Source organism: Trinickia sp. HAY1-2D, from assembly GCF_056754935.1.
This window is the reverse complement of record NZ_JBPGWX010000001.1, coordinates 455,921-476,017: the sequence shown is the minus strand read 5'-3', so window position 1 is coordinate 476,017 and position 20,097 is coordinate 455,921. Positions and strand designations below refer to the sequence as shown.

Here is a 20,097-nt window from a genome sequence, read left to right as displayed (position 1 = left end):
CTGTCTTTGGTGTCGTCGCCCGCCGTCACGGCATAGCGTGCCTGCATCGTATGCCGGCACCGGGAAAACGCCCGCAGCGCTCAATGTCCATTCTGGTTATTTTCAATTCAATCAATTATTTGCATCTTGATTGGCACGCGTGCCGGCGGCCGTCACTGCTACACTGACGCCGATAGAAAGGGGCTCTCATGCATGCACGTGACCGTCGTGCGACTCTCGCAGTCGTGAACACGCTGGCTGACATCCTGCGCGCCGAGTTCGGGACGGACGCCCCAACGCTGTGGCCGGTTCTTGCGACCTTGCTTCAGAACCACCTGGACGGCAAGGACACGGCGATCACGGCGCTCGCCGATCGGTCGGGGTTGCCACGCACGAGCGCGCGCCGGATCGTATTCGCGCTGAAGGCCAAAGGCTGGCTGCAATTCCGCGCGCTACCGGGAAGCGGCAATCGCGCGTGCATCACACCGTCGGCGATGCTTCTCGAATGTCTCGATAGAATCACCGAGCAGACTGTGCGGCTCATCATCGACGCCAGCGACTCTTCATCATTCGATCGCTTCGATGCCGCGGCACTCGCCCCTGCATCGGAAATCGCATGGCCGCGTGCCGCCGCGGAGGGTTTCAACGACGCGATAGACCTGACGCTCGTCGCTTATGAAGACCCGGTGTTCGAGATCATCAAGCGCAACCGGCCTGATATCGAGCGTTTTCTCGGCCATCGCCTTCGGGTGCTCACCTGGCCGCAGCACGCCTATCGCAGGACACTCGATCTCACGCTCGACGACCCTAGCCGGTTGGACGCCAACGCGCCGATGCTCGTCGCGGTTCCGTTTCCGTGGCTAGCGGAGCTTTGCAGAGACGACCGTCTGTGCGAGCTGCAGGCGTTACAGGCGGAAGGAAGCTTCTCAGGTGCCGATTTCTACGATGCCGTCTGGCAGGCAGGATGGGTCGGCGGGGAGCTGTACGCGATCCCCCTGCAGCCAACGCTCGACTTTCTCTGGTATCGCCGCGATCTTTTTGAAGCGGAAGGCCTCGACCCGCCGAGCACTTTCGACGACGTGATCCGCTGTGCGAGCCGTTTGCACCGCCCAAGCCTCGAACGCGCGGGCATCACATGGAATGCAGCGCCGGGCCTACCGCTTGCCGAATCGTTCCTGCAGATTCTCGGCGCGCAAGGACAGATGACTTACGACGAACGAGGCGTGCTGCTCGTCGACAATGAAAGCGGGCGAAATGTGATCGAGTATCTGCGCGCGCTGATTCCCTGGTCACCGCCCAATCTGCGCAGCATGGACTGGACGCGCAATGCGCAGATGTTCGGCGGCGGCAAGGCGGCGATGTGTTATCACTGGTCGAATCGCTACGGCCTGCTCGACAGCCATATGCTGTTGCACAAAGGCGGCCGTATCGGACTGCAGTTCCATCCGACGATAACGCCGAACATGACGCCGATATCGCCGCTTGGCGGAGCGCTGCTCGCGATCCCTTCGCGCAACGGAGCGCGCGCTACCACCCGTGCCTGGCGGGCGATCGAGACGCTGACCTCGCCCGAACTCATGAAGTACTTCGTGCTGCACGGCGCAGCCGGAAACGCACGCCATTCCGTTGCAGAAGACCGTTACGTTCTTCAGCGCAACCGCGTAATCGCAGTGATGGATGAACTCGCAAGGACAAGACAGGTTGCGTCGTTTCCCTCCGCGCGGGGTCCGCGCTATCACGATCTGATCGAGGTGCTCGGCAGCCATCTCGAACGGCTGCTGTTCGATGGCAATGGCAATGGCGATGTGCGAACGGGCATTGCCCGATTGCAGGATGACCTTGCCGGAGCGGGCGACGCGCGAGGGCGGCCAGGGCGCAGCGGTAGTATGTAACGTCATTCCACTCACTTCATCAGCGGATGCAAAAAAGGGAATTGCGTCACCTGCGCTATTTCGTCGCTGTCGCCGAGGGGCGCAGTTTCCGCGTGGCTGCGGAACGGATTCACGTGACGCAACCGGCTATCACGCGCCAGATCCAGGACCTGGAGGCCGAAGCCGGGGTCGCACTTTTTCAGCGCACAACGAGTGGCGTGACGCTGACGCCGGCCGGAGAACTGTTTCTACGGGAGGTCCGAGCGGTGCTCGCGACGCTCGCGGCCGCGACTCGCGCCGCAAGGCGTGTTTCCGAAGGCCTTGAAGGCAGCCTACGGATTGGTTTTGTCGAGAACCAAATTCCATCCGACACCTGGCCACTGCGTTGGGCACATGTCGATCGAAATCGAGTCGGCAGGCGAGCGCGCGCTGTTTACCGGCGACATCTGGCACCACCCGATTCAGGCGTACCGCCCGAACTGGAGTTCGACGTTCTGCGCAGACCGGGATGGCGCAACCCGATCACGTAAATGGTTGCTTGCACGTGCGGCGCAATCCGGCGCCACCGTATTTACGCTTGCGGGAATCCGGCTCGCTTCGGGTCGACCTCGGCGGCGATACTGACTTTGACGAGATCAGCGCAGGCATGATCGAAAACTTGACTGACTTCCCATTCCTCTTCGGTCGTACGGTTATATACGGTTCCGGCGAGCGTGAAGAGTCAACACAGTAAGACGAACTACCTTCAGGGCACGTTCTACATGCCCCAATCCCGCGCTACTCGTTCTCTTCGAAGTAATGCCCGAACTTGACCTGCTTCGTCCGGATATAGCGCTCGTTTTCGTCGCGCGCCGGGATCGCGAGCGCGACGCGCTCGCAAACCGGAATGCCGTGCTTCGCGAGCGTATCGAACTTCTTCGGGTTGTTGCTCATGAGCCTCACGGAAGTGACTTTGAGCATCCGCAAAATCGCAGCGGCTGAATCGTACTCGCGCGCATCGTCGGGCAATCCGAGCTCCAGATTGGCTTCGACGGTATCGAGGCCCTGCTCCTGCAGCGCATACGCCCGAATCTTGTTCGACAAGCCTATACCCCGCCCTTCGTGCCCTCGGAGATAAAGCAGGACACCATGCCCCTCCGCCGCGATGTAGCGTAGCGCCAGGTCGAGCTGCTCGCCGCAATCGCAGCGGTAGGAGCCGAGCACGTCGCCCGTCAGGCACTCGGAATGAAGCCGCGTCAGCACGGATTGCCGGTTCGCCACATCGCCCATGACCAGGGCCAGGTGTTCGGCATTTTCCGCGTCCGCACGGAATGCGTATGACGTGAAGGTCCCATAGCGGGTCGGAAGCGTCGCCGTGGCGGCGAGCGTGACACATCGTTGTTCACTGCCGTCGCCCTCGGGCAGCGGCTCAGAATGCGTGGGCATGACTTTCGAATCGGGTGGAATGCGACAAAACGTCCGGCGCCGACAATGGCGCGCACAAAACGCGAGTGTACCGCTATTCGCCCGCCGCGGCCCGGCGGGCGGCCGATTCGGGCGGTCGCCGCCTCCACCGCCTATACTGCACTCTGTCAGCCGCGTCCGTGGGCGCTCGATCCGCCAACGGGGCCCGGCTGCCATTGAACGAGAGCGGAGACCCCGGCCATGACGAGCGTTGCGCAAATCCTCAAATCGAAAACCGAGCCCCAACCCGGCGAAAATCGGTCCGTCGTCACGATCACCGCCGATGCTTCGGTCTACGAAGCGGTCAAGATGATGGCCGCGCATCACATCGGTGCGCTCGTCGTCCTCGACGGCAACGAGATCGCAGGCATCGTCACCGAACGCGATTACGCCCGGAAAATCGTCCTGATGGACCGTTCGTCGAAGACCACGCCGGTGCGCGACATCATGACCCGCCAGGTCCGCTACGTCACGCCAGCCGATTCCGCGGAGCAGTGCATGGCGCTGATGACGACGCATCGCATGCGTCACCTGCCCGTGCTCGACGACGAGCAACTGATCGGCATGATTTCGATCGGAGACCTCGTGAAAACAATTATCTCGGATCAGCAATTCACCATTCAGCAACTCGAACACTACATCACCGGCGTCCATACCTGAGCGCCGAACGCGACGCGCCGTCACGCGCTCGCGAACCGCGGCAAACCCGACCGGCAGGTCGTGCCGACGGCTGCGCTACGCCAATGCGGACAGCGCAGCGCGACTCTTTCCGCTCGCCGCCACCAGCCATCCATGACCGATTCCAACCCGCTTTGCGACCCCGCGCCCGTGCTCTCCCGGCCGCAATTCCAATTGCCGCATTTGCGATTCGCTCTTTAGTCGAAAATCTAATTCACAGACTACATAAAATTAATTACTACGAAACACCGGAAATGAAGTGATTCAATTTGAAATCGATACCGCGTATCCCTGCGTCGAGCCCCTACTCAAACACGCTATTTTTGATATACCCTTGCATCTCATCAATAAGGCGATAGCCATCCTGATTTCCCGGCAAGCGAAAATACTTGACGGACGGAGAATAAAATGCCGACCTATGCGGGTGAAACAGCAGTAACATTTTCGTCATCGAGGACATATGCCGCGTCAATTTATCGAGCCCATGGCGCCGTTATGGCGGGCAACCAACGAGCAATCCTGGTTTGATGCGCTCGCGGTCCTGGGCAAGCGATGCGGCTTCGACCAGACGTTGTTCGCCGTCATACCGCGGCCCGGCATGCGCTTCAGCGATGTTTACCTACGCAGCGATTACGCCTCCGCCTGGCGTGACACCTACGACGAACGAGCCTTCGTGCGGATCGATCCCACGGTTTCGCACTGCATGACTCAGACGGCGCCGCTGATCTGGTCGTCGTCGCTCTTCACTGACCGCGGGCAACAGGAAATGTACGAAGAAGCGCGACGCCACGGGCTATGCACCGGCATCTCGTTGCCGATTCACGGGCCCAAGCAGGAAGTCGGCATGCTGTGCTTCGTATGCGGCGACCAGTCGGCCCGCGAGCTCGACAACCAAGTGCGGCGGTATCTGCCGATGCTCACGTTGCTGCGCGATGTGGCGTTCGATACCGCTCAACGGTTCGTCGCAAGCCACACGGCGTCCTTGATACCGAAACTGACGCCGCGTGAATACGAATGCCTGCAATGGACCGCGCAAGGCAAATCGACCTGGGAGATCGCGAAGATCTTCGGCTGCTCGGAAGCCACCGTCAACTTCCACATGGCGAACATCCGAACGAAGTTCGGTGTGAGTTCGCGAAGCGCAGCCGCAGTCAAAGCGACCCGAATGGGTTTGATAGATCCCGATTGAACATCGGCGGACGATGCGCCGCTGGGCGACGAAGGTTGACGCTCGCGATATCGTCGTCCGTGATGCGCCCCTCGAAGTAAAGCCTCAATAACATCATGACGGGCTTCGGAATATTCGCACCGAGCTCGAAGCGACTGCCTCTCGATTGCGTTACACCGAAACGAGACCAGAAAACCTTCTGGCTCTCGCGGATTTTTCGTCGATATGCCTGAATAAAGTTGCTGTCGATTTCGGTGCGAACGGGTCGCGCAAATTCGTCCGATTCCATTGGATAGCTGCCAATCGTCGTCATGGGTTTCACCTGGGTCCGTACGTGGTGCGCGAATCATCCCAATTATCGGCGCGCATTTGTACCTATCTTGCTTGACAGTTACGCACCGCACGCAAAGTGCATATCGTCTATGCGCATTAGGTAGGGCCAACCCATGGAGACGACATGAACGCAAAAATCACGATTGGGTCGCAACAGAGCTTTGGTCTCGATGCGCTCGCGCAGATGTACCGCCTACGCGCCAAGGTGTTCGGCGAACGAATGGGATGGGAAGTCGCCATCCTCTCGGGCATGGAGATCGACGGCTACGATGCGCTCTCGCCACATTACATGTTCGTGCAGGACGAGAACGATACGTTATGCGGTTGCTGGCGGATCATGCCGACTGTCGGACCTTACATGCTGCGCGACACGTTCGGGCAGTTGCTTCACGGTCAGCCCGCACCGTCCTCGCATGACGTCTGGGAGTTGAGCCGCTTTGCGATCGTCGCACCGGAAACACCCGGGTTCGGCTTCGCGGGCCTCGCCCTGGATGCCATGCGCGAAGTCGTGAAGTTCGCAGATCGGATGGGTATTTCCAGCTATGTCACGGTCACGACGACGGCGATCGAACGGTTGCTGCGGAAAACCGGCGTCGAGACGCGTCGCTTCGGACCGCCGATGAGAATCGGTGTCGAAAACGCAGTCGGGCTCACGATCGAGCTCGGAGAGCAAACGCATCATGCGCTCTTCGAGCACTGCGCCGAAGCCGCCTGAAAGATTGCTGGCAACGCTGGAATCACTTCACGTTGCCAGCAATCGTTTCGGTCCGCTGACGAACGGACTGCCGCACTCGTAAAACCGCAGCAGCGCGTGCATCTCCCGAGAAAGTCCGATTCGTTTCGTCGCGGCGAGGCGCGCGCCGCCGGCGTCGTCAACCGCCGCCCCGGCATCGCGGCCAATCCATAGCGCGGCGCCACCGCAAAGATCGGCTCCATCCCATTCCGGCCCGATCGCGAACGCAGCGGTAAGCCGCCCCGGCCCGCGTGCAAGGTCCACATGCCGGGCACCGGCGCGACGCGCCTGCATGAGCGCGATGCCCTCGATGGGTTCGACCGCGCGAAGGAGCACTGCTGCGCCCACCCCCTCGACTTCGCTCGACATATTGATCATGTACGACGCACCATAAACGAGCCGCACATACGCGTGCCCAGGCGCGCGAAAGAGCGCGCCGTTGTAGGGCCGCAGCCCCCGGTAGGCGTGGCTCGTGGAGTCGCCGACGGGATAGGCCTCGGTTTCGACGATCCGGCCGCTCACGCGCCCCTCCGGCGAATCGTGCACGAGATACTTGCCGACCATGAAGCGGGCCAGCGTCACCGTATCGACGGGCAGTTCCTCGCGCGCGAGCCGTGTGAGCGCTGCAACCGCCGCTGACGGGCCGCATACATCATGTGAGCGCTGTGGGGCGTCCAGGAAACGATCGTTCGTTGGCATATTCGGGGGTATCTGCGGATGAGGCATGTTAGTTCATGTATAAACGGACGTGCACCGTGCCCAGCCCTCGACAAGAAAGGAATGACGATGTCGCGTTCGCCTAACGCCTTGCCGTATTGGACCTTGATTCTGCCGCCACTCGCATGGCTCGTACTCGGCGTCTCGGCCTTCACCGGCGGACACCCGCTCGTGCTCGCCATCGTCGCGCTGTCGCTCGCCGGTGCCGTGTTCGCCGCGGTGCATCACGCCGAGGTGGTCGCTCACCGGATCGGCGAACCGTTCGGCACGCTCGTGCTGGCCATCGCCGTCACGATCATCGAGGTCGCCCTGATCGTTTCGGTCATGCTTTCAGCCGGCGCCGAAAAATCGGGGCTCGCCCGCGACACGGTCTTCGCGGCCGTCATGATCGTCTGCAACGGTATCGTCGGAACCTGTCTGCTCGTTGGCGGCCTGCGCCATGGGGAGCAGGATTTCCGCGTGAGCGGTGCGAATACCGCGCTGACGGTACTCGCCGCGCTCGCCATTCTCACGCTCGTCATGCCGAACTATCTCAGCGCCGCGCCGGGGCCTGTCCTGTCGACATCGCAACTCGCCTTTGCAGGGGTCGCATCGCTGGCGCTCTATGGGGTGTTCGTCTTTATACAGACCGTCCGGCATCGTGATTACTTTCTGAGCGGCCAGGGGCCGCAAGACGAATCGGTCCATGCGGAGGTGCCCAGCACGCGCACGACGCTCACGAGCGCGATCGCGCTCGTCGTCTGTCTCGTTGCTGTGGTGCTGCTCGCGAAGCGGCTGTCTCCCGCTGTGGAACGTGCCGTCGAGGCGGCAGGTGCGCCGGAAGCCGTCGTCGGGATCGTGATCGCCGCCCTCGTACTGCTGCCCGAGGGCGTGGCTGCCACGCGAGCGGCGCACGCCAATCGATTGCAAACGAGTCTCAACCTCGCCCTGGGCTCCGCGCTGGCGAGCATTGGCCTGACCATTCCGACCGTGGCCGCGGTGTTCGTCTTGAACGGCATGCCGCTGGCGCTTGGCATCGGCGGTATGGAGACGGTGCTGCTGAGCCTCACGCTCCTGGTGAGTACGTTGACGCTCGCGACCGGGCGAACGACGATCCTTCAGGGCGCGGTCCATCTCGTGCTGTTCGCCGCATATCTCTTTCTCTCGGTCACGCACTGACCTTCGCGCCCGCGCGCCTACCGCGATGCGGCGCACAAAGTCACGCCGCATTGCGCAAGAAAAATCCCGCAAATGTATCGAATTGCAGTGCGAGGACCGGTGCGGCCCGCCGCGTTGCAGCCTGCAGGGCAAGCTGGAAACGCGCCTGGCGCGGATCGAACGGAAAAACTTCGGATTACTACATAAGTGCTTTGCAGCCGATGGTTGCAGACGTAACCTGTAGAAACACATTTGACGAAAAAACGGGGCGCGTTGCCCGTTAAAATACGGCCCGCCTAGTGCATCTTCGCCGCCACGCAGCCTTCGTCTGCGGTGGCACCCATTGGCCCATTGGCCCCGTTATCGCCATCGGACGACCCAGCGCCCCAGCAGCATGACGAACGACGCAACTTCAACGGACTCCCTGGCCGTCGCTGAGCGCGTACGCGCATTGATGAGCCGGCACGGCATCGCGAAACGGCAGCAGACGACGGAGCTGTGCCGCATCCTTGCGCTGAGCTTTTCCCAAGGGCACCGCAAGTTGCGCGGCAGCAGCCCCTGGACGCTTGCGCAGATTCGAAAGGTCGCCGATGCGTTCGACGAGCCGGCCGCCCAGCTCGTCGGCGTGGCGGCGGACGGCAGCGGGCTTGGCGACGCCCACCCCCGCGAAGCGGTCTTCAGCGTCGGTGCGGCCCAATGGCCTTGCACCGCCTGGATCGCCGGCCCGCTCAATGCTCATCGGCGCAGCGAATTCGTCGCGTATCCCGAAGGCAACCGCTGGCGCGTAGTGCACTGCGAGGGCACCCCGGAGCCGCACGCTTGCGAAGTCGTCAAGATCGAGATTCGCCCGCAGCGTGCCGAGCTCATCCGACCCACCGTCGCCGTCGTCGACAGCGATAATGCGGCGGCCGAAGCGCTGCGCGGCTATCTCGAGCAGAACGGCTTCGCAGTGGCTGTGCTCGATCGGCTGGAAATGCTCGAAATCGCCCTGCGCGCGCAAACGTTTGACGCCGTCATCACCGATTGGCGCTTCGGGCATCAGTCGGCCGCGCTGACGATCGAAGCGATCCGCCGCTCGCCAAAACCCGACGTGCCCATCTTCCTGCTTACCGGGGACTTGCTGACGGGGAAAGCCAGCGAAAGCGAGATCAGCGAGGTCATTCGCCGTTTCGACGTAGCCTGCTACGAGAAGCCCGCTCGGCTGGCCATTCTCGTCGCCGATTTGTCGAAGCGGCTCGGCCGCGATTAAGGGTGCTTCAGGGCTGCCCACGCCCCCCATTGCGCTCACCATCAAGACGCCGATCGTTCGACGATCCAATTCGTGAAGGCCTGCATGGCCGGCGTCACGCGTTTGGATTTCAGCCAGGTGAGCCAATAGCTGCCGGTGTCGACCTCGATATCGAACGCGCGCACGAGGCGGCCGGAGTGCAACTCGTGCTCGAACATCCGCACGGGTGCGAGCGCGACGCCCGCACCCTGCATCGCGGCTTCGACCATCAGCCGCGAGGAGTCGAATACCGGACCGCGGAGCGCCCGCGTCTCCATACCCGCTGCTTCGAACCACCGTGCCCACTCGTCGGCCCGGTACGAGCGCAGCAACGTCTCGTTGGCGAGGTCTTCCGGCGAGCGCAGCCGGGCCGCGAGTTCCGGCGTGCAAAGCACACCCAGCGGCGCCGGCACCAGCTCGGTGGTCTGCATGCCCGGCCAGGTGCCATCGCCGAAACGAATCGCGCAATCGAAGCCCTCCGCGGCCACGTCGACCAGATTGTTGTGCGTCAATAACCGCAACTCGACGAACGGATGCGCCGCGCGAAAGTGCGTCAGACGCGGCATGAGCCAACCGACCGCGAATGTGCCGACCACCCCCACGGTCAGCACCTCGTGGAAATGCCCCCCCTCGAACTGCCTGAGCACGGCATCGATGCGATCGAATGCATCGCTGAGCACGGGCAGCAGCGCCAGGCCCTCATCGGTCATCCCGAGGCCGCGCGGCAGCCGCTTGAACAATGCGGTGCCGAGCCGCGCCTCGAGCATACGGACTTGCTGGCTCACGGCAGCCTGCGTGACATTGAGCTCGCGCGCCGCGCGCGTGAAGCTCTGATGACGCGCCGACGACTCGAAAGCACGCAGCGCATTCAACGGCAAATAACGTCCCATTTGGATCGACCCACAAGTATTTCTATCGTCTGGAAAAAAATAACGTCGATTGTGGCAGCCTGCCTCATCGGCGATATTCTCGTCTCCAACCCAAGGAGGCAAGGCAATGCAAAGACGACAGTTTATCGGCACGGTGGCGAGCGGCCTGATAGCTGGGCTTGTGACTGTACCCGGAGGGGCGCGCGCGTCAGACGCGAAATCGACGGCTCGAGGCGGAGAGCATTCGCCGAACGAACTCGCGCGATCGATCGAAGCGCAGCTCGCGGCAATCGAGACGCGCGTAGCCGGCCGGCTCGGCGTATCGATCCTCGATACGAATTCCGGATTCGCGGCAGGCCATCGCGAAAACGAGCGCTTCCCCATGTGCAGCACTTTCAAGGCGCTGGCTGCGGCAGCGGTGCTGGAACGCGTCGATCAGCAGCTCGACGACCTGTCGCGGCGCATCGTGTTCAGCCGTGAGGACCTCGTGCCTTATTCGCCCGAAACCGGCAAGCACACGGGCGGCAAAGGCATGACACTATCCGAGCTCTGCGAAGCGGCCGTCACGCTCAGCGACAACACCGCCGGCAATTTGCTGCTGGCCAGCATCGGGGGACCTGCCGGGCTCACTGCATTCGCGCGGCGCCTGGGCGATACTGTCACGCGTCTCGATCGCAACGAACCGACGCTCAATGAAGCGCTACCTGGAGATCCGCGCGATACGACCTCGCCCGCGGCCATGCGGGCGACATTACGGACTTTGTTGCTCGGCAACCGCCTTTCGCCGAGCTCGCGCGATCGATGGCTCGCGTGGCTGGAAGCGAACCAAACGGGCGGCGAGCGCATTCGCGCAGGATTGCCGAAAGGTTGGCGCGTGGGCGATAAAACCGGTACGGGCGAGCGCGGTACGGCGAACGACATCGCCATCGTTTGGCCGCCCGGGCGCGGACCGATCATCGTGACCGCCTATTTGACGGCGACGACGGCCGCGGCGGCACAACGCAACGCGGCGCTCGCCGAGGTAGGCCGGCTCGCGGCGTCGATCGTCGGATAAGGACTGCGGCCGTATGGATGACCGCCGAAAACAGACCCTGATGCAACGGACCGATACCGCACACCCGCTCCCATCGAGCTATTACGAAGCGACGGTCACGCGCCCCGCGTTGCCGCGGCTCGGTGCGCGAACCGAGCAAGCCGAGGTATGTATCGTCGGCGGCGGCTTTGCCGGCCTTGCCACGGCGCTCGGCCTCGTCGAAAGAGGCCTTCGCGATATCGTCGTCCTCGAAGCCGAACGAGTCGGTTTCGGCGCGTCGGGCCGCAACGGTGGTTTCGTCTTCGGCGGCTACAGCCTCGAGAACGCCGAACTGTTGCGGCTCCTCGGCGAGCGCGATGCGAATGCGCTCTACGCACTGACGACGGCCGCCGTCGATCTGATTCGAAGACGCATTACCCGATACGACATCGATTGCGACGCCGTGCATGCGGGTGTCATCCTGGCCGACTGGTTCGGCCGGCCCGCGCGGCTCGCGGCGTTGCGCGAAACGATGCGCGAGCATTTCGGGGTCGACTGGCTACCGATCGGTGCGATCGAACTGCGGCAGCGGCTCAAGTCGGAGCGCTATCACGGAGGGCTGCTCGAACCGCACGGATTTCATTTTCATCCGCTCAAATATTTGCTGGGTCTCGTTCGCGCGCTCACCGCCGCCGGTGTCCGGATTTATGAAGGCAGCCCCGCCGTCTCGATCCAGCATCGAAAGGAGGGCCTGCGCGTCGACACGCCCGTAGGGTCGATCGAGGCACGCGAGGTCGTCATCGCGGCAGGCGGCTATTCGAGCGGCATCTCCCGCGCGGTCGAGCGCGCCATGTTACCGATCGCTACCTATGTCGTTGCCACGGAGCCGCTCGGCGAACGACTCAAAACGGCGATCGAATGTGCGTCTGCGGTCTACGACACGCGTTTCGCTTTCGACTATTACCGCCCGCTGCCCGACACGAGACTCCTCTGGGGCGGCCGCATCTCCGTCTTGGAGCGTTCGCCCAGAAGGATCGCGCAGCTACTGCAACGCGATATGCTGCGCGTCTATCCGCAATTGAGTGGAGTCGAGATCGAATACGCCTGGAGCGGCTTGATGAGTTATGCGCGGCACAAGATGCCGCAGATCGGGCGGACGCCCGACGGAATCTGGCATGCGATAGGGTTCGGCGGCCACGGTGTCGCGCCGACTACGGTCGCCGGCGAACTACTCGCGGCCGCTATCGCCAACCGCGAGGCCATTGCACCGGCGTTCGCGCGGTTCGGACTCGTTCCTACGTACGGCCGGCTCGGCCTGGCCGCCGCGGAACTCCACTATCTCGCGAAGATCGGCATCGACGTGGCGGCCGAGCACGTCGCGCGCTTGCGCATGGGCAGGCACGCACGCTGAGTCCGCGCCGTCGAGCGCGCGGTGCTCGCGTCATTGCGCCAGTAGCGGAACGTCGGGGCCATCGGCCCCCGGACCCGGCGGGCGGAACGCCGCACCCGATTCGATCATTGCGCGTTGCACGAGCGCCTTCGCTTCGACACTGCCCGCATCGATCGACAACGCGCTGCCGGCTTGGTGCCACGCGCAGTTCCATTGCTGCTGCACCGCGCAGACGCGCGCCGAATTCAAAGCGGAGTCGCGCGCCCTTTCGCGTGAAACGAGGTCTTGCTGAAGGATGAACGCCTCGCTGTTGCCCGGCTGGGCAGCCCGTGCCGCGTCGAGCGCGCGGCGCGCCGCCGCGAGATTGGCCTTTGCAAGACTCGCCTGTGCGAGCGCGATCGAGCGCTCGACCGAGGCCTGGTGCGGCTCGCGCTGTGCGTTTGCGCTTCGGATCGCGGGGGTGTCGTTGAGAGAATACGACGAGCTGCCTATGCTGGGCCGAGGCGTATCGCTGGGCGGGGCGGTACCGGGCAGCATCGGTACCGCGGGCTGCGGAGGTATCGCAGCATCGGTATACGCGTTCGCGCTGCGGCGCGCCGCCTCCTCCTTCGGCGCACTCGACGCATAGCGGTTGCGCTCCTGGCGTCGCGCAACGGCAGGCGCCTCTTTCGATTGTCCGCGCTCGGGTGCCGCATCGACTTTCGACGAAGCGCTCTGCGCATTGCCCTTGGCGGGCGGCGCGGGGGCGACGGGGGCTTGAGCCGGATCGGGACGAACGTTCACGGCCGCCACGGATTGCTCCTGCGCAGGCGCCCGCGCAGGTGCAGGGGGCGGCGCAGCGGGCACCGGCTTGGGCGGCACGCGCGCGGCGGCTACCGCGGGCGGCGTTGCCACCGCGGCCGGCGCGTCATTGGCATGACCCGAAGGTTTGCCGGCCACCGACGCCCCGGGCTGCACGCTGCCTTCGACCGTCCGCACAGGCGCTTGCTCGTCGTGTGGCGAAGCATCGTCGTGACGATGCAACAACACGATGGACCCGAAGAGCGCGACAAACGCGGCCAGCGTGATTGCCGTGCTCGCTTTCACGCCCCATTGACGGCCGCCTGCGGCGCCGAAGTCTCGAATGGGTGCCGCGATGCCTGCAAACGGCTCGGCCTCCCCGGCTGCTGCGAACAGCGGTTGCGGACGCGCGGTCCACGGTGGAACGCCGCCTTCCCGCGCCGCCGTAGGCTCTTTCCGTTCTTGGGCGGGCGCGCCTTGGGCGGGCGCGCCTTGGGCTGGCACGCCTTGGGCTGGCGCACGCGAGCTTTGCGGCGCGCGCGCGCTCTTGCCGAACGCGAGTCGAGCGTGCGTTCCGCAATGCGGGCAGAACGATACGCGCTCCGCGACGCGGACTCCGCACCGCGCGCAGGTCGCGGGAAATTGAATCTCAGCGGCAGTCTCGCTCATCAACATCGTCAACTCCTACTCCTTACAACGAGCAACGAACGTTCAGGCTCGAAGACGCGCTCTTGAATCAGCGCCGGACAACAATTCGAGGTGGCTACCAGGGGCATCTTTTCCGAGTTCGTGAAGCTGGGAATAGCCCACTATCGGGCAGCGGCCGGGCCAGCGTCAAGAGACGGTGCCGAATAGCATCAGCGCGAATCCGTCAGAAGTTAGCGGCTCGCCGCAATTCGGATCAGACTCCTTTTGTTTTTCCACATTACGGTGCAAATATTGCATGAAAGGGCAGCCGCGCCGGCTGTATCGGTCAACGTGCGCCACCGCTGATGAGCAATGTCCGATATTCGCTGGGCGTGACGCCCACGGTAGCCTTGAACTGTCGCGTGAACGCACTGTGGTCCGTATAGCCGCACAGCGCGGCCACGTCGGTCACTTTGTCGTTGGACACCAGCAACGCGGTAGCCGCGTCGAGCCGGGTCTTCAGCAGCACCTGCCGCGGCGTGAGATGAAACACCTTGTGAAAGTAGCGCTCCAGTTGCGCCACCGACATGCCGGCCATTTCGGCAAGATACGTCAGGTTCAACGGCCGAACGTAGTTCTCCTGAATATGTTGAACGACCGCCGCCAGGCGCGAATAAGCCGGATGCGTTTTCTCGTTTGCCTTCAGGTCCCGCGATATGCCGGCCAGGCCGACGATCGCGCCGGCGCTGTTGCGCAATGGAACCTTCGAACTCAGACACCAACCCGGTTGACGGCCCGGATAGAGATGCAGTTCGAGCTGATCCATCATTGGCGGCCCACCTTCGAGGACCGCACGATCCTGAGCCATATAAGTGCTGGCGAAGCGGCTCGGGAACACCTCTTCCGTCGTCTTTCCGATCAGCGAGCCCTTTTCCTTGCAGCCGCAACGGGAGGCCAGGGTCCGATTCACGAGCGCATAGCGGGTTCGCTCGTCCTTGACGAAGAACACGACATCGGGAAGTGCATCGAAGACAGGCTCCAATTGCGCGAAGAACGGCAACATGTCCGCTAGCGTCGCGGCGGCGGGCATCTCGGGAAGGGAAAGCATCGGCGGCAACGTCCATTTCGGGCGAATCGCTTACGCGTCGCGTGCGGCAATCGAAGATCGCCCGATTATAGGGTGCGCGCGCGATCCGCCGGCGCGGCCTGGAGCAGCGTGCCGATGCGCGCCGGTATGAACGGCGGTCTCGGCGGCGCGCTGTCCCAGCCGAAATAGACTTGAGCCGCCGTGCCGCAAATGCGTCCTTGGCATGGCCCCATCCCGCACCGGGTATGCAACTTGGCATCGCGCCAATTCGCATACCCGGCAACGGCGCCGATCGGCACATCCTCGCAACGGCACAAGAGCGTATCGTTCGCGGGCTGCTCGCGCGCCGCTTCGCCGAGTGCGAATGCTTCGTCGAGACGTGCCGCGAAGCGGCGCCATCGCTCGCGCGTCCGAACGAGTGCGGGCGGTATGGGCACGCCGCTCGCGGCCAGGCCCGCGATGCGCCCTTCCACGCAGGCAAGCTCGGCGCCGCCGATACCCGTGCATTCGCCGGCAGCCCAGATGTGCGCCATGCTGGTGCGCTGACGCTCGTCGACGGCGATCGCGCCGGCTCGAATATCGCACTCGAGCGCCAATGCCAAAGTCAGATTCGGCACGAGCCCATAGCCATAAGCAAGCCGATCGCACTCGAGCACGACATCGCGCATGCCCCGGCGCACGACGACGCTTTCGACGCGGCCTTCTCCGCGTACTTCGCGGACCACACTACCCGGCCAATAGGCGAGGCCCGCAAAGCCGCGCGTCAATCGCACGGCCTGCCAAAGTTTGGAAGGCGTTGCGGCGAGCGACAGCCCAAAGCGCAGAACCGAAGCGAGCGGTGCCTGTTCGACCACGGCGACGACGTTCGCACCGGCCGCGCGCGCCGTTGCGAGGGCAGCCATGAGAAGCGGCCCCGTGCCGGCGATCACGACGCGTTCTCCCCGCACCGGCATCCCACCTTTGACGAGCGCCTGCAGGCCACCCGCCCCCGTGACGCCCGGCAGCGTCCAGCCCGCGCAAGGCAGCAACCGCTCGCGTGCGCCCGTGGCCAATATCAGGTCGGAGTATGAAACATACCGCGCGGTACCGTCGTCGGACTCCAATAGCAGCGCCTGGGGTACCGGCGCCGCAACGACACGCGTCGCCGCGAGTATCGTCGCGTTCTGGGCCGTCTCCAACGCGCCCGACATTCGACGCATGGGCGGCGAAGCTTGCGTGTGCGGTCCCTGACGCCAAATCTGGCCGCCTGGGCGGGGGTTGTCGTCGACGATGGCTACCCGCTTGCCCAGCCGGAGCGCTTCGCAGGCCGCCGCGAGCCCCGCGGGTCCCGCGCCAACCACGACGATATCGAAGTCCAATTTCATCGAGGCGCGTGCTCCGTCTCGACCCGCATGCCGTCGCGGCAAACCGTCTGGCATGCCAGCACGTAGGCGCGCCCATCGACCGTGACGCGGCACTCCTGACACACGCCCATCCCGCAAAACGGTGCACGCGCCATCCCGCCGACCGACACACGCGTGGCTCCGATGCCTTGCGCCATGGCGAGCGCCGCCGCGACCGTCGTGTAGCGTGCGACGCCGACGTTCACGCCATCGATCGTGACGTTCAACTCGGCCATCGCGTCGTCGCGTGCATGCGCGGCAGGGGATAGCTTGTCACGCGTGAACATGTGCACTCCCCCTAAAGCGTTCGGGGCGGTACGGGTACGAATCGATCGCGGGCTCCGTACCGAGTATTTGCGCAGCCAGGAGTTTGGCCGTGGCAAGCGAAGTCGTCACACCCAACCCTTCGTGCCCCGCCGCGATCCACACACCGGGTGCACCCGGGCCCGCGTTTCCAATGAGCGGCAGTCCGTCGGGCGTGGCTGCCCGAAAACCGGTCCACGCGCGTAACCCGTTCAATTGCGTCAGCCCGGGCAGATAGCGCGCGCATCGGGCAAGCATCTGCGCGAGCACGTCCAACTCGACCTCGGGACTCGTTGTCGAAAACTGACGCGACGAGCCCAGCAGCAATTGCCCGGTGGGCCGAGGCTGCGCGTTGAATGCGACCGAGGTACCGCTGGCCTGATGCGCACTGTCGATATAGCCGAGCTCGAGTAACTGATGTGCGATGAATCCCGGATAGCGATCCGTGACAAGCAAGTGCCCTTTCTTCGGTTCCATCGGCAACGACGGGACGAGGCGCCGCGCCTGCATGCCATTGGCCACGACAACGCAGGCCGCGCTCAAGCGCTCGCCATTCGCGAGCGTGACCGTTTGGGCGCTGACGCCGATCGCTTCCGCGCCCGTGCGCACGCCGATAGTTCGTGCTCCTGACGATTGCGTCAGCAACCACTGAGCCGCGCGTGGCGCATAGACGATGCTGTCGTCCGCTACGAGCAAGCCACCCGCCATTTCCGGCGATAAGGCGGGCTCGCACTTGCGCAACGCATGGCGATCGAGCAGTTCGGCGCTCACGCCGCGCTGCGCGAACGTCGCCTGCAGCGCGCATGCGGCTTGCCACTCGTGCTCGTCGGCCGCGACCCAGAGGGTGCCGCAGCGGCGAAACGCGTCGAGCTCGCGCAGCTGCGGTGCGAGCTCGAGCCACAAATCCCGCGAATAGCGCGAAAGCGCAAGCTCCTCCGCGGAATCGTTCATGACGACGATATGCCCCATGCCGGCTGCGGTCGCGCCGCCACCGATGCCGGCCGCGTCGAGCACCTGTACGGTCATTCCTCGCGCCGCCAGCTCCGCGGCACACGCGGCGCCGACGATCCCCGCGCCGATGACGATCGCATCGGCGCTCATACGCCCCGAGTCAACGCAATGCCGGCCGCGAAGGGATCGTCGTCTTCGAAACAGAGTTTGCCGTCCGCCATGATGTGCGCGCGTCCGGTGATCGTCGGCACGATCGAGCCGGGCGCCTCGCGGCTGCCGCTTTCGCCCTGACTTTCGTCATTCGCGTCGAGCGCATAGGACCCCTCGAACACGCTGCCGATAATGCTTTCCTGTCGCCAGCGCGCACCGGGCGCGAGCTTGCCGTCCGCTGCAAGGCACGCGAGTTTGGCACTCGTACCCGTGCCGCAGGGCGAACGGTCATAGGCGTCGCCCGGACAGAGCACGAAGTTCCGGCTATCGATACCTTCGCGCGAGCCCGGTCCGAAAAGCTCGATGTGGTCGATATACGCGCCGTTCGCGCCGGTGATGCCCGCGGCGGCGAGCGCTTCGCGAACCTCGTGCGTGAATGCCGTCAGCTCCGCGATACGTGCCGGTTCAAGTTCATGGCCGTGATCCGACACGAGGAAAAACCAATTGCCGCCCCACGCGATATCCCCGGTCAACTGGCCGTAGCCGGGCACGTCCACGCTTACCGCATGGCGGTACCGGTATGCGGGCACATTGCGCACCGAGACGCTGCGATCGGCGTTGAGCGTCGCCTCCACGATTCCGACCGGCGTCTCGATGCGATGCGCGCCCGGTGCGATCCGCTTCATATAGGCGAGCGATGCAACGAGCCCGATCGTGCCGTGGCCGCACATGCCGAGATAGCCGACGTTGTCGAAAAAGATGACGCCAGCCGTACAACTCGGGTCGTGGGGCTCGCATAGCAGTGCGCCGACGACGACGTCGGACCCGCGCGGTTCCGTCACGATGCTCGCGCGCCAGCCGTCGTGGTGGGTGCGCAGCCGCTCGAGCCGCTCGTGAAGCGGGCCGTTGCCGAGATCCGGGCCGTCCGATACGACGAGGCGCGTGGGCTCGCCACCGGTATGCGAATCGATGATATGTAGTGTCTTCATGTGGCAAATGGTAGGAACCTGCGCGGCAGTCCGTCTTGGTACCGTTGCGCGTGCCGGATGCCGATTTCGGCATACCCTGCGCTCTGGGGACCTTGTGCCGAAATCGGCATCGCGAATGCGCGATCCGCGCAAGACTCGGCGGCGAGCGCTGCTTACACTGCCGAAATGGTTTCCCTGTATCGGCCTCGCTCTGGAGAGAAAAGATGGCACAAGGATGGAAGGGTGTATTACCCGCGGTGACGACCAAGTTTCACGAGGATTTCAGCATAGACCGCGCGTGGACGGCGAAGAATATCGAGGCGCAGATCGACGCCGGTGTCGACGGCATCATCGTCTGCGGCTCGCTCGGCGAAGCCTCGACGCTCTCGCTTGACGAGAAGCTCGAAGTGCTCGATATCGCGGTTCAGGCCGCACGCGGCCGCGTGCCCGTCTTGCTGACGATCGCCGAAAACAGCACGCTCGACGGCTGCCGTCAGGTCGAGCGGGCCGCCGCGCACGGCGCTGCCGGCTATATGGTCTTGCCCGGCCTGCGTTACCTCTCCGACCGGCGGGAGACGCTGCATCATTTCCGCAGCATCGCGAAGGCGAGCCCTTTGCCCCTGATGATCTACAACAACCCGCTCGCCTACGGCGTCGACATGACCCCCGAAATGTTCGCCGAAATCGCCGACGAGCCAAAGATCGTGGCGATCAAGGAATCGTGCGGCGACGTGCGGCGCGTGACAGATCTCATCAACGAAGTGGGCCAGCGCTACTCGATTCTGTGCGGTGTCGACAATCTGGCTGTCGAAGCGATGCTGATGGGCGCGCATGGCTGGGTAGCCGGACTCGTCTGTGCCTTTCCGCATGAAACGGTGGCGATTTATCGCCTCGTTCAGCAAGGGCGTATCGAAGAAGCCATCAAGATTTATCGCTGGTTCGCCCCGTTGCTCGCGCTCGACGTCTCGGTCAAGCTCGTGCAAAACATCAAATTGGCCGAAACGATCGTAGGGCTCGGGACCGAGCCCGTGCGCCCGCCGCGGTTGCCGCTCGCCGGCGACGAGCGGGCCAGTGTCGAAGCTCTGATCCGCAAGTCGCTCGAAACGCGGCCGCAACTGCCCGCCTTCTGATCGACGGGAACCGGCGACAGCCGGCTGTCGCGTACTTCGCCCGGCGCCGGCCGCCGGCGCGAAGCGCGGCATCGAGGCGGGTGGCGTGCATCCGACGTTTCAGGCAACACCGAAACGTCGCC

At 64.0% G+C, this 20,097-nt stretch carries 20 protein-coding genes; 10 read left to right on the top strand and 10 right to left on the bottom strand.

Translation table 11 applies throughout. The features are described 5' to 3' along the window. Positions 1 to 188: 188 nt before the first annotated feature. Positions 189 to 1,871, top strand: a complete 1,683-nt coding sequence (locus ACR9ZC_RS02095) for an ABC transporter substrate-binding protein (protein WP_481578922.1) — start codon at positions 189 to 191, stop codon at positions 1,869 to 1,871. A gap of 26 nt (positions 1,872 to 1,897) precedes the next feature. Beyond that, positions 1,898 to 2,380 (top strand): LysR family transcriptional regulator, encoded by a 483-nt coding sequence (locus tag ACR9ZC_RS02090; protein WP_481578921.1) that lies wholly within the window; start codon positions 1,898 to 1,900, stop codon positions 2,378 to 2,380. Between the two features lie 247 nt (positions 2,381 to 2,627). Here the strand turns inward: ACR9ZC_RS02090 and ribA are convergent, their stop codons facing one another. Further along, positions 2,628 to 3,275, bottom strand: a complete 648-nt coding sequence (ribA, locus tag ACR9ZC_RS02085; protein ID WP_331566187.1) for a GTP cyclohydrolase II — start codon at positions 3,273 to 3,275, stop codon at positions 2,628 to 2,630. Between the two features lie 219 nt (positions 3,276 to 3,494). Here ribA and ACR9ZC_RS02080 point away from each other — a divergent pair, with 219 nt between their 5' ends. Next, positions 3,495 to 3,953, top strand: coding sequence for a CBS domain-containing protein (locus ACR9ZC_RS02080; protein ID WP_481578920.1), 459 nt, complete (start codon positions 3,495 to 3,497; stop codon positions 3,951 to 3,953). A gap of 502 nt (positions 3,954 to 4,455) precedes the next feature. Further along, complete coding sequence (locus ACR9ZC_RS02075; RefSeq protein ID WP_481579693.1) at positions 4,456 to 5,160, top strand: autoinducer binding domain-containing protein; 705 nt, start codon at positions 4,456 to 4,458, stop codon at positions 5,158 to 5,160. On the opposite strand, the gene ACR9ZC_RS02070 is transcribed toward ACR9ZC_RS02075, so the two are convergent. Then, positions 5,123 to 5,452 carry a helix-turn-helix domain-containing protein gene (locus ACR9ZC_RS02070; protein WP_414720140.1) on the bottom strand — a complete coding sequence of 110 codons (330 nt, stop codon included), beginning with the start codon at positions 5,450 to 5,452 and terminating at the stop codon, positions 5,123 to 5,125. The two genes, ACR9ZC_RS02075 and ACR9ZC_RS02070, sit on opposite strands and share 38 nt — an antisense overlap. A gap of 144 nt (positions 5,453 to 5,596) precedes the next feature. Between ACR9ZC_RS02070 and ACR9ZC_RS02065 the strand changes: the two genes are divergently transcribed. Further along, positions 5,597 to 6,187, top strand: a complete 591-nt coding sequence (locus ACR9ZC_RS02065) for an acyl-homoserine-lactone synthase (protein ID WP_331566191.1) — start codon at positions 5,597 to 5,599, stop codon at positions 6,185 to 6,187. A 27-nt stretch (positions 6,188 to 6,214) separates the two neighbouring features. Here ACR9ZC_RS02065 and ACR9ZC_RS02060 read toward each other — a convergent pair whose 3' ends face one another. Beyond that, a complete protein-coding gene (locus ACR9ZC_RS02060) occupies positions 6,215 to 6,904 on the bottom strand; it encodes a DNA-3-methyladenine glycosylase (RefSeq protein WP_481578919.1) in 690 nt (229 codons plus the stop codon). Between the two features lie 87 nt (positions 6,905 to 6,991). Between ACR9ZC_RS02060 and ACR9ZC_RS02055 the strand changes: the two genes are divergently transcribed. Together ACR9ZC_RS02055 and ACR9ZC_RS02050 are read left to right on the top strand one after the other, a co-directional pair. After that, complete coding sequence (locus ACR9ZC_RS02055; protein ID WP_481578918.1) at positions 6,992 to 8,080, top strand: calcium:cation antiporter; 1,089 nt, start codon at positions 6,992 to 6,994, stop codon at positions 8,078 to 8,080. A gap of 373 nt (positions 8,081 to 8,453) precedes the next feature. Then, positions 8,454 to 9,308, top strand: coding sequence for a helix-turn-helix domain-containing protein (locus ACR9ZC_RS02050; protein ID WP_481578917.1), 855 nt, complete (start codon positions 8,454 to 8,456; stop codon positions 9,306 to 9,308). Positions 9,309 to 9,349: 41 nt separating this feature from the next. Here ACR9ZC_RS02050 and ACR9ZC_RS02045 read toward each other — a convergent pair whose 3' ends face one another. Further along, a complete protein-coding gene (locus ACR9ZC_RS02045; protein ID WP_481578916.1) occupies positions 9,350 to 10,216 on the bottom strand; it encodes a LysR family transcriptional regulator in 867 nt (288 codons plus the stop codon). Positions 10,217 to 10,322: 106 nt separating this feature from the next. On the opposite strand from ACR9ZC_RS02045, the gene bla reads away from it, so the two are divergent. After that, a complete protein-coding gene (bla, locus tag ACR9ZC_RS02040) occupies positions 10,323 to 11,249 on the top strand; it encodes a class A beta-lactamase (RefSeq protein WP_481578915.1) in 927 nt (308 codons plus the stop codon). A 40-nt stretch (positions 11,250 to 11,289) separates the two neighbouring features. Continuing rightward, complete coding sequence (locus ACR9ZC_RS02035) at positions 11,290 to 12,618, top strand: NAD(P)/FAD-dependent oxidoreductase (RefSeq protein WP_481579692.1); 1,329 nt, start codon at positions 11,290 to 11,292, stop codon at positions 12,616 to 12,618. A 30-nt stretch (positions 12,619 to 12,648) separates the two neighbouring features. On the opposite strand, the gene ACR9ZC_RS02030 is transcribed toward ACR9ZC_RS02035, so the two are convergent. From ACR9ZC_RS02030 to ACR9ZC_RS02005, 6 genes are all read right to left on the bottom strand, one after another. Continuing rightward, positions 12,649 to 14,046 (bottom strand): zinc ribbon domain-containing protein, encoded by a 1,398-nt coding sequence (locus ACR9ZC_RS02030; RefSeq protein WP_481578914.1) that lies wholly within the window; start codon positions 14,044 to 14,046, stop codon positions 12,649 to 12,651. A gap of 304 nt (positions 14,047 to 14,350) precedes the next feature. Next, positions 14,351 to 15,112 carry a helix-turn-helix domain-containing protein gene (locus ACR9ZC_RS02025; protein WP_481578913.1) on the bottom strand — a complete coding sequence of 254 codons (762 nt, stop codon included), beginning with the start codon at positions 15,110 to 15,112 and terminating at the stop codon, positions 14,351 to 14,353. Between the two features lie 65 nt (positions 15,113 to 15,177). Beyond that, on the bottom strand, positions 15,178 to 16,455 hold the full coding sequence (locus ACR9ZC_RS02020) for an FAD-dependent oxidoreductase (RefSeq protein WP_481578912.1): 1,278 nt from the start codon (positions 16,453 to 16,455) through the stop codon (positions 15,178 to 15,180). Next, on the bottom strand, positions 16,452 to 16,760 hold the full coding sequence (locus ACR9ZC_RS02015) for a (2Fe-2S)-binding protein (RefSeq protein ID WP_481578911.1): 309 nt from the start codon (positions 16,758 to 16,760) through the stop codon (positions 16,452 to 16,454). The genes ACR9ZC_RS02020 and ACR9ZC_RS02015 overlap by 4 nt, the downstream gene beginning before the upstream one ends. After that, positions 16,747 to 17,877 (bottom strand): NAD(P)/FAD-dependent oxidoreductase, encoded by a 1,131-nt coding sequence (locus tag ACR9ZC_RS02010; protein ID WP_481578910.1) that lies wholly within the window; start codon positions 17,875 to 17,877, stop codon positions 16,747 to 16,749. Before ACR9ZC_RS02010 ends, ACR9ZC_RS02015 begins: the two co-directional genes overlap by 14 nt. Then, a complete protein-coding gene (locus ACR9ZC_RS02005) occupies positions 17,874 to 18,866 on the bottom strand; it encodes a 4-hydroxyproline epimerase (RefSeq protein WP_481578909.1) in 993 nt (330 codons plus the stop codon). The genes ACR9ZC_RS02010 and ACR9ZC_RS02005 overlap by 4 nt, the downstream gene beginning before the upstream one ends. Before the next feature lie 203 nt (positions 18,867 to 19,069). Between ACR9ZC_RS02005 and ACR9ZC_RS02000 the strand changes: the two genes are divergently transcribed. After that, positions 19,070 to 19,975: a dihydrodipicolinate synthase family protein gene (locus ACR9ZC_RS02000; protein WP_481578908.1), complete on the top strand. Its 906-nt coding sequence runs from the start codon at positions 19,070 to 19,072 to the stop codon at positions 19,973 to 19,975. Positions 19,976 to 20,097 lie beyond the last annotated feature (122 nt).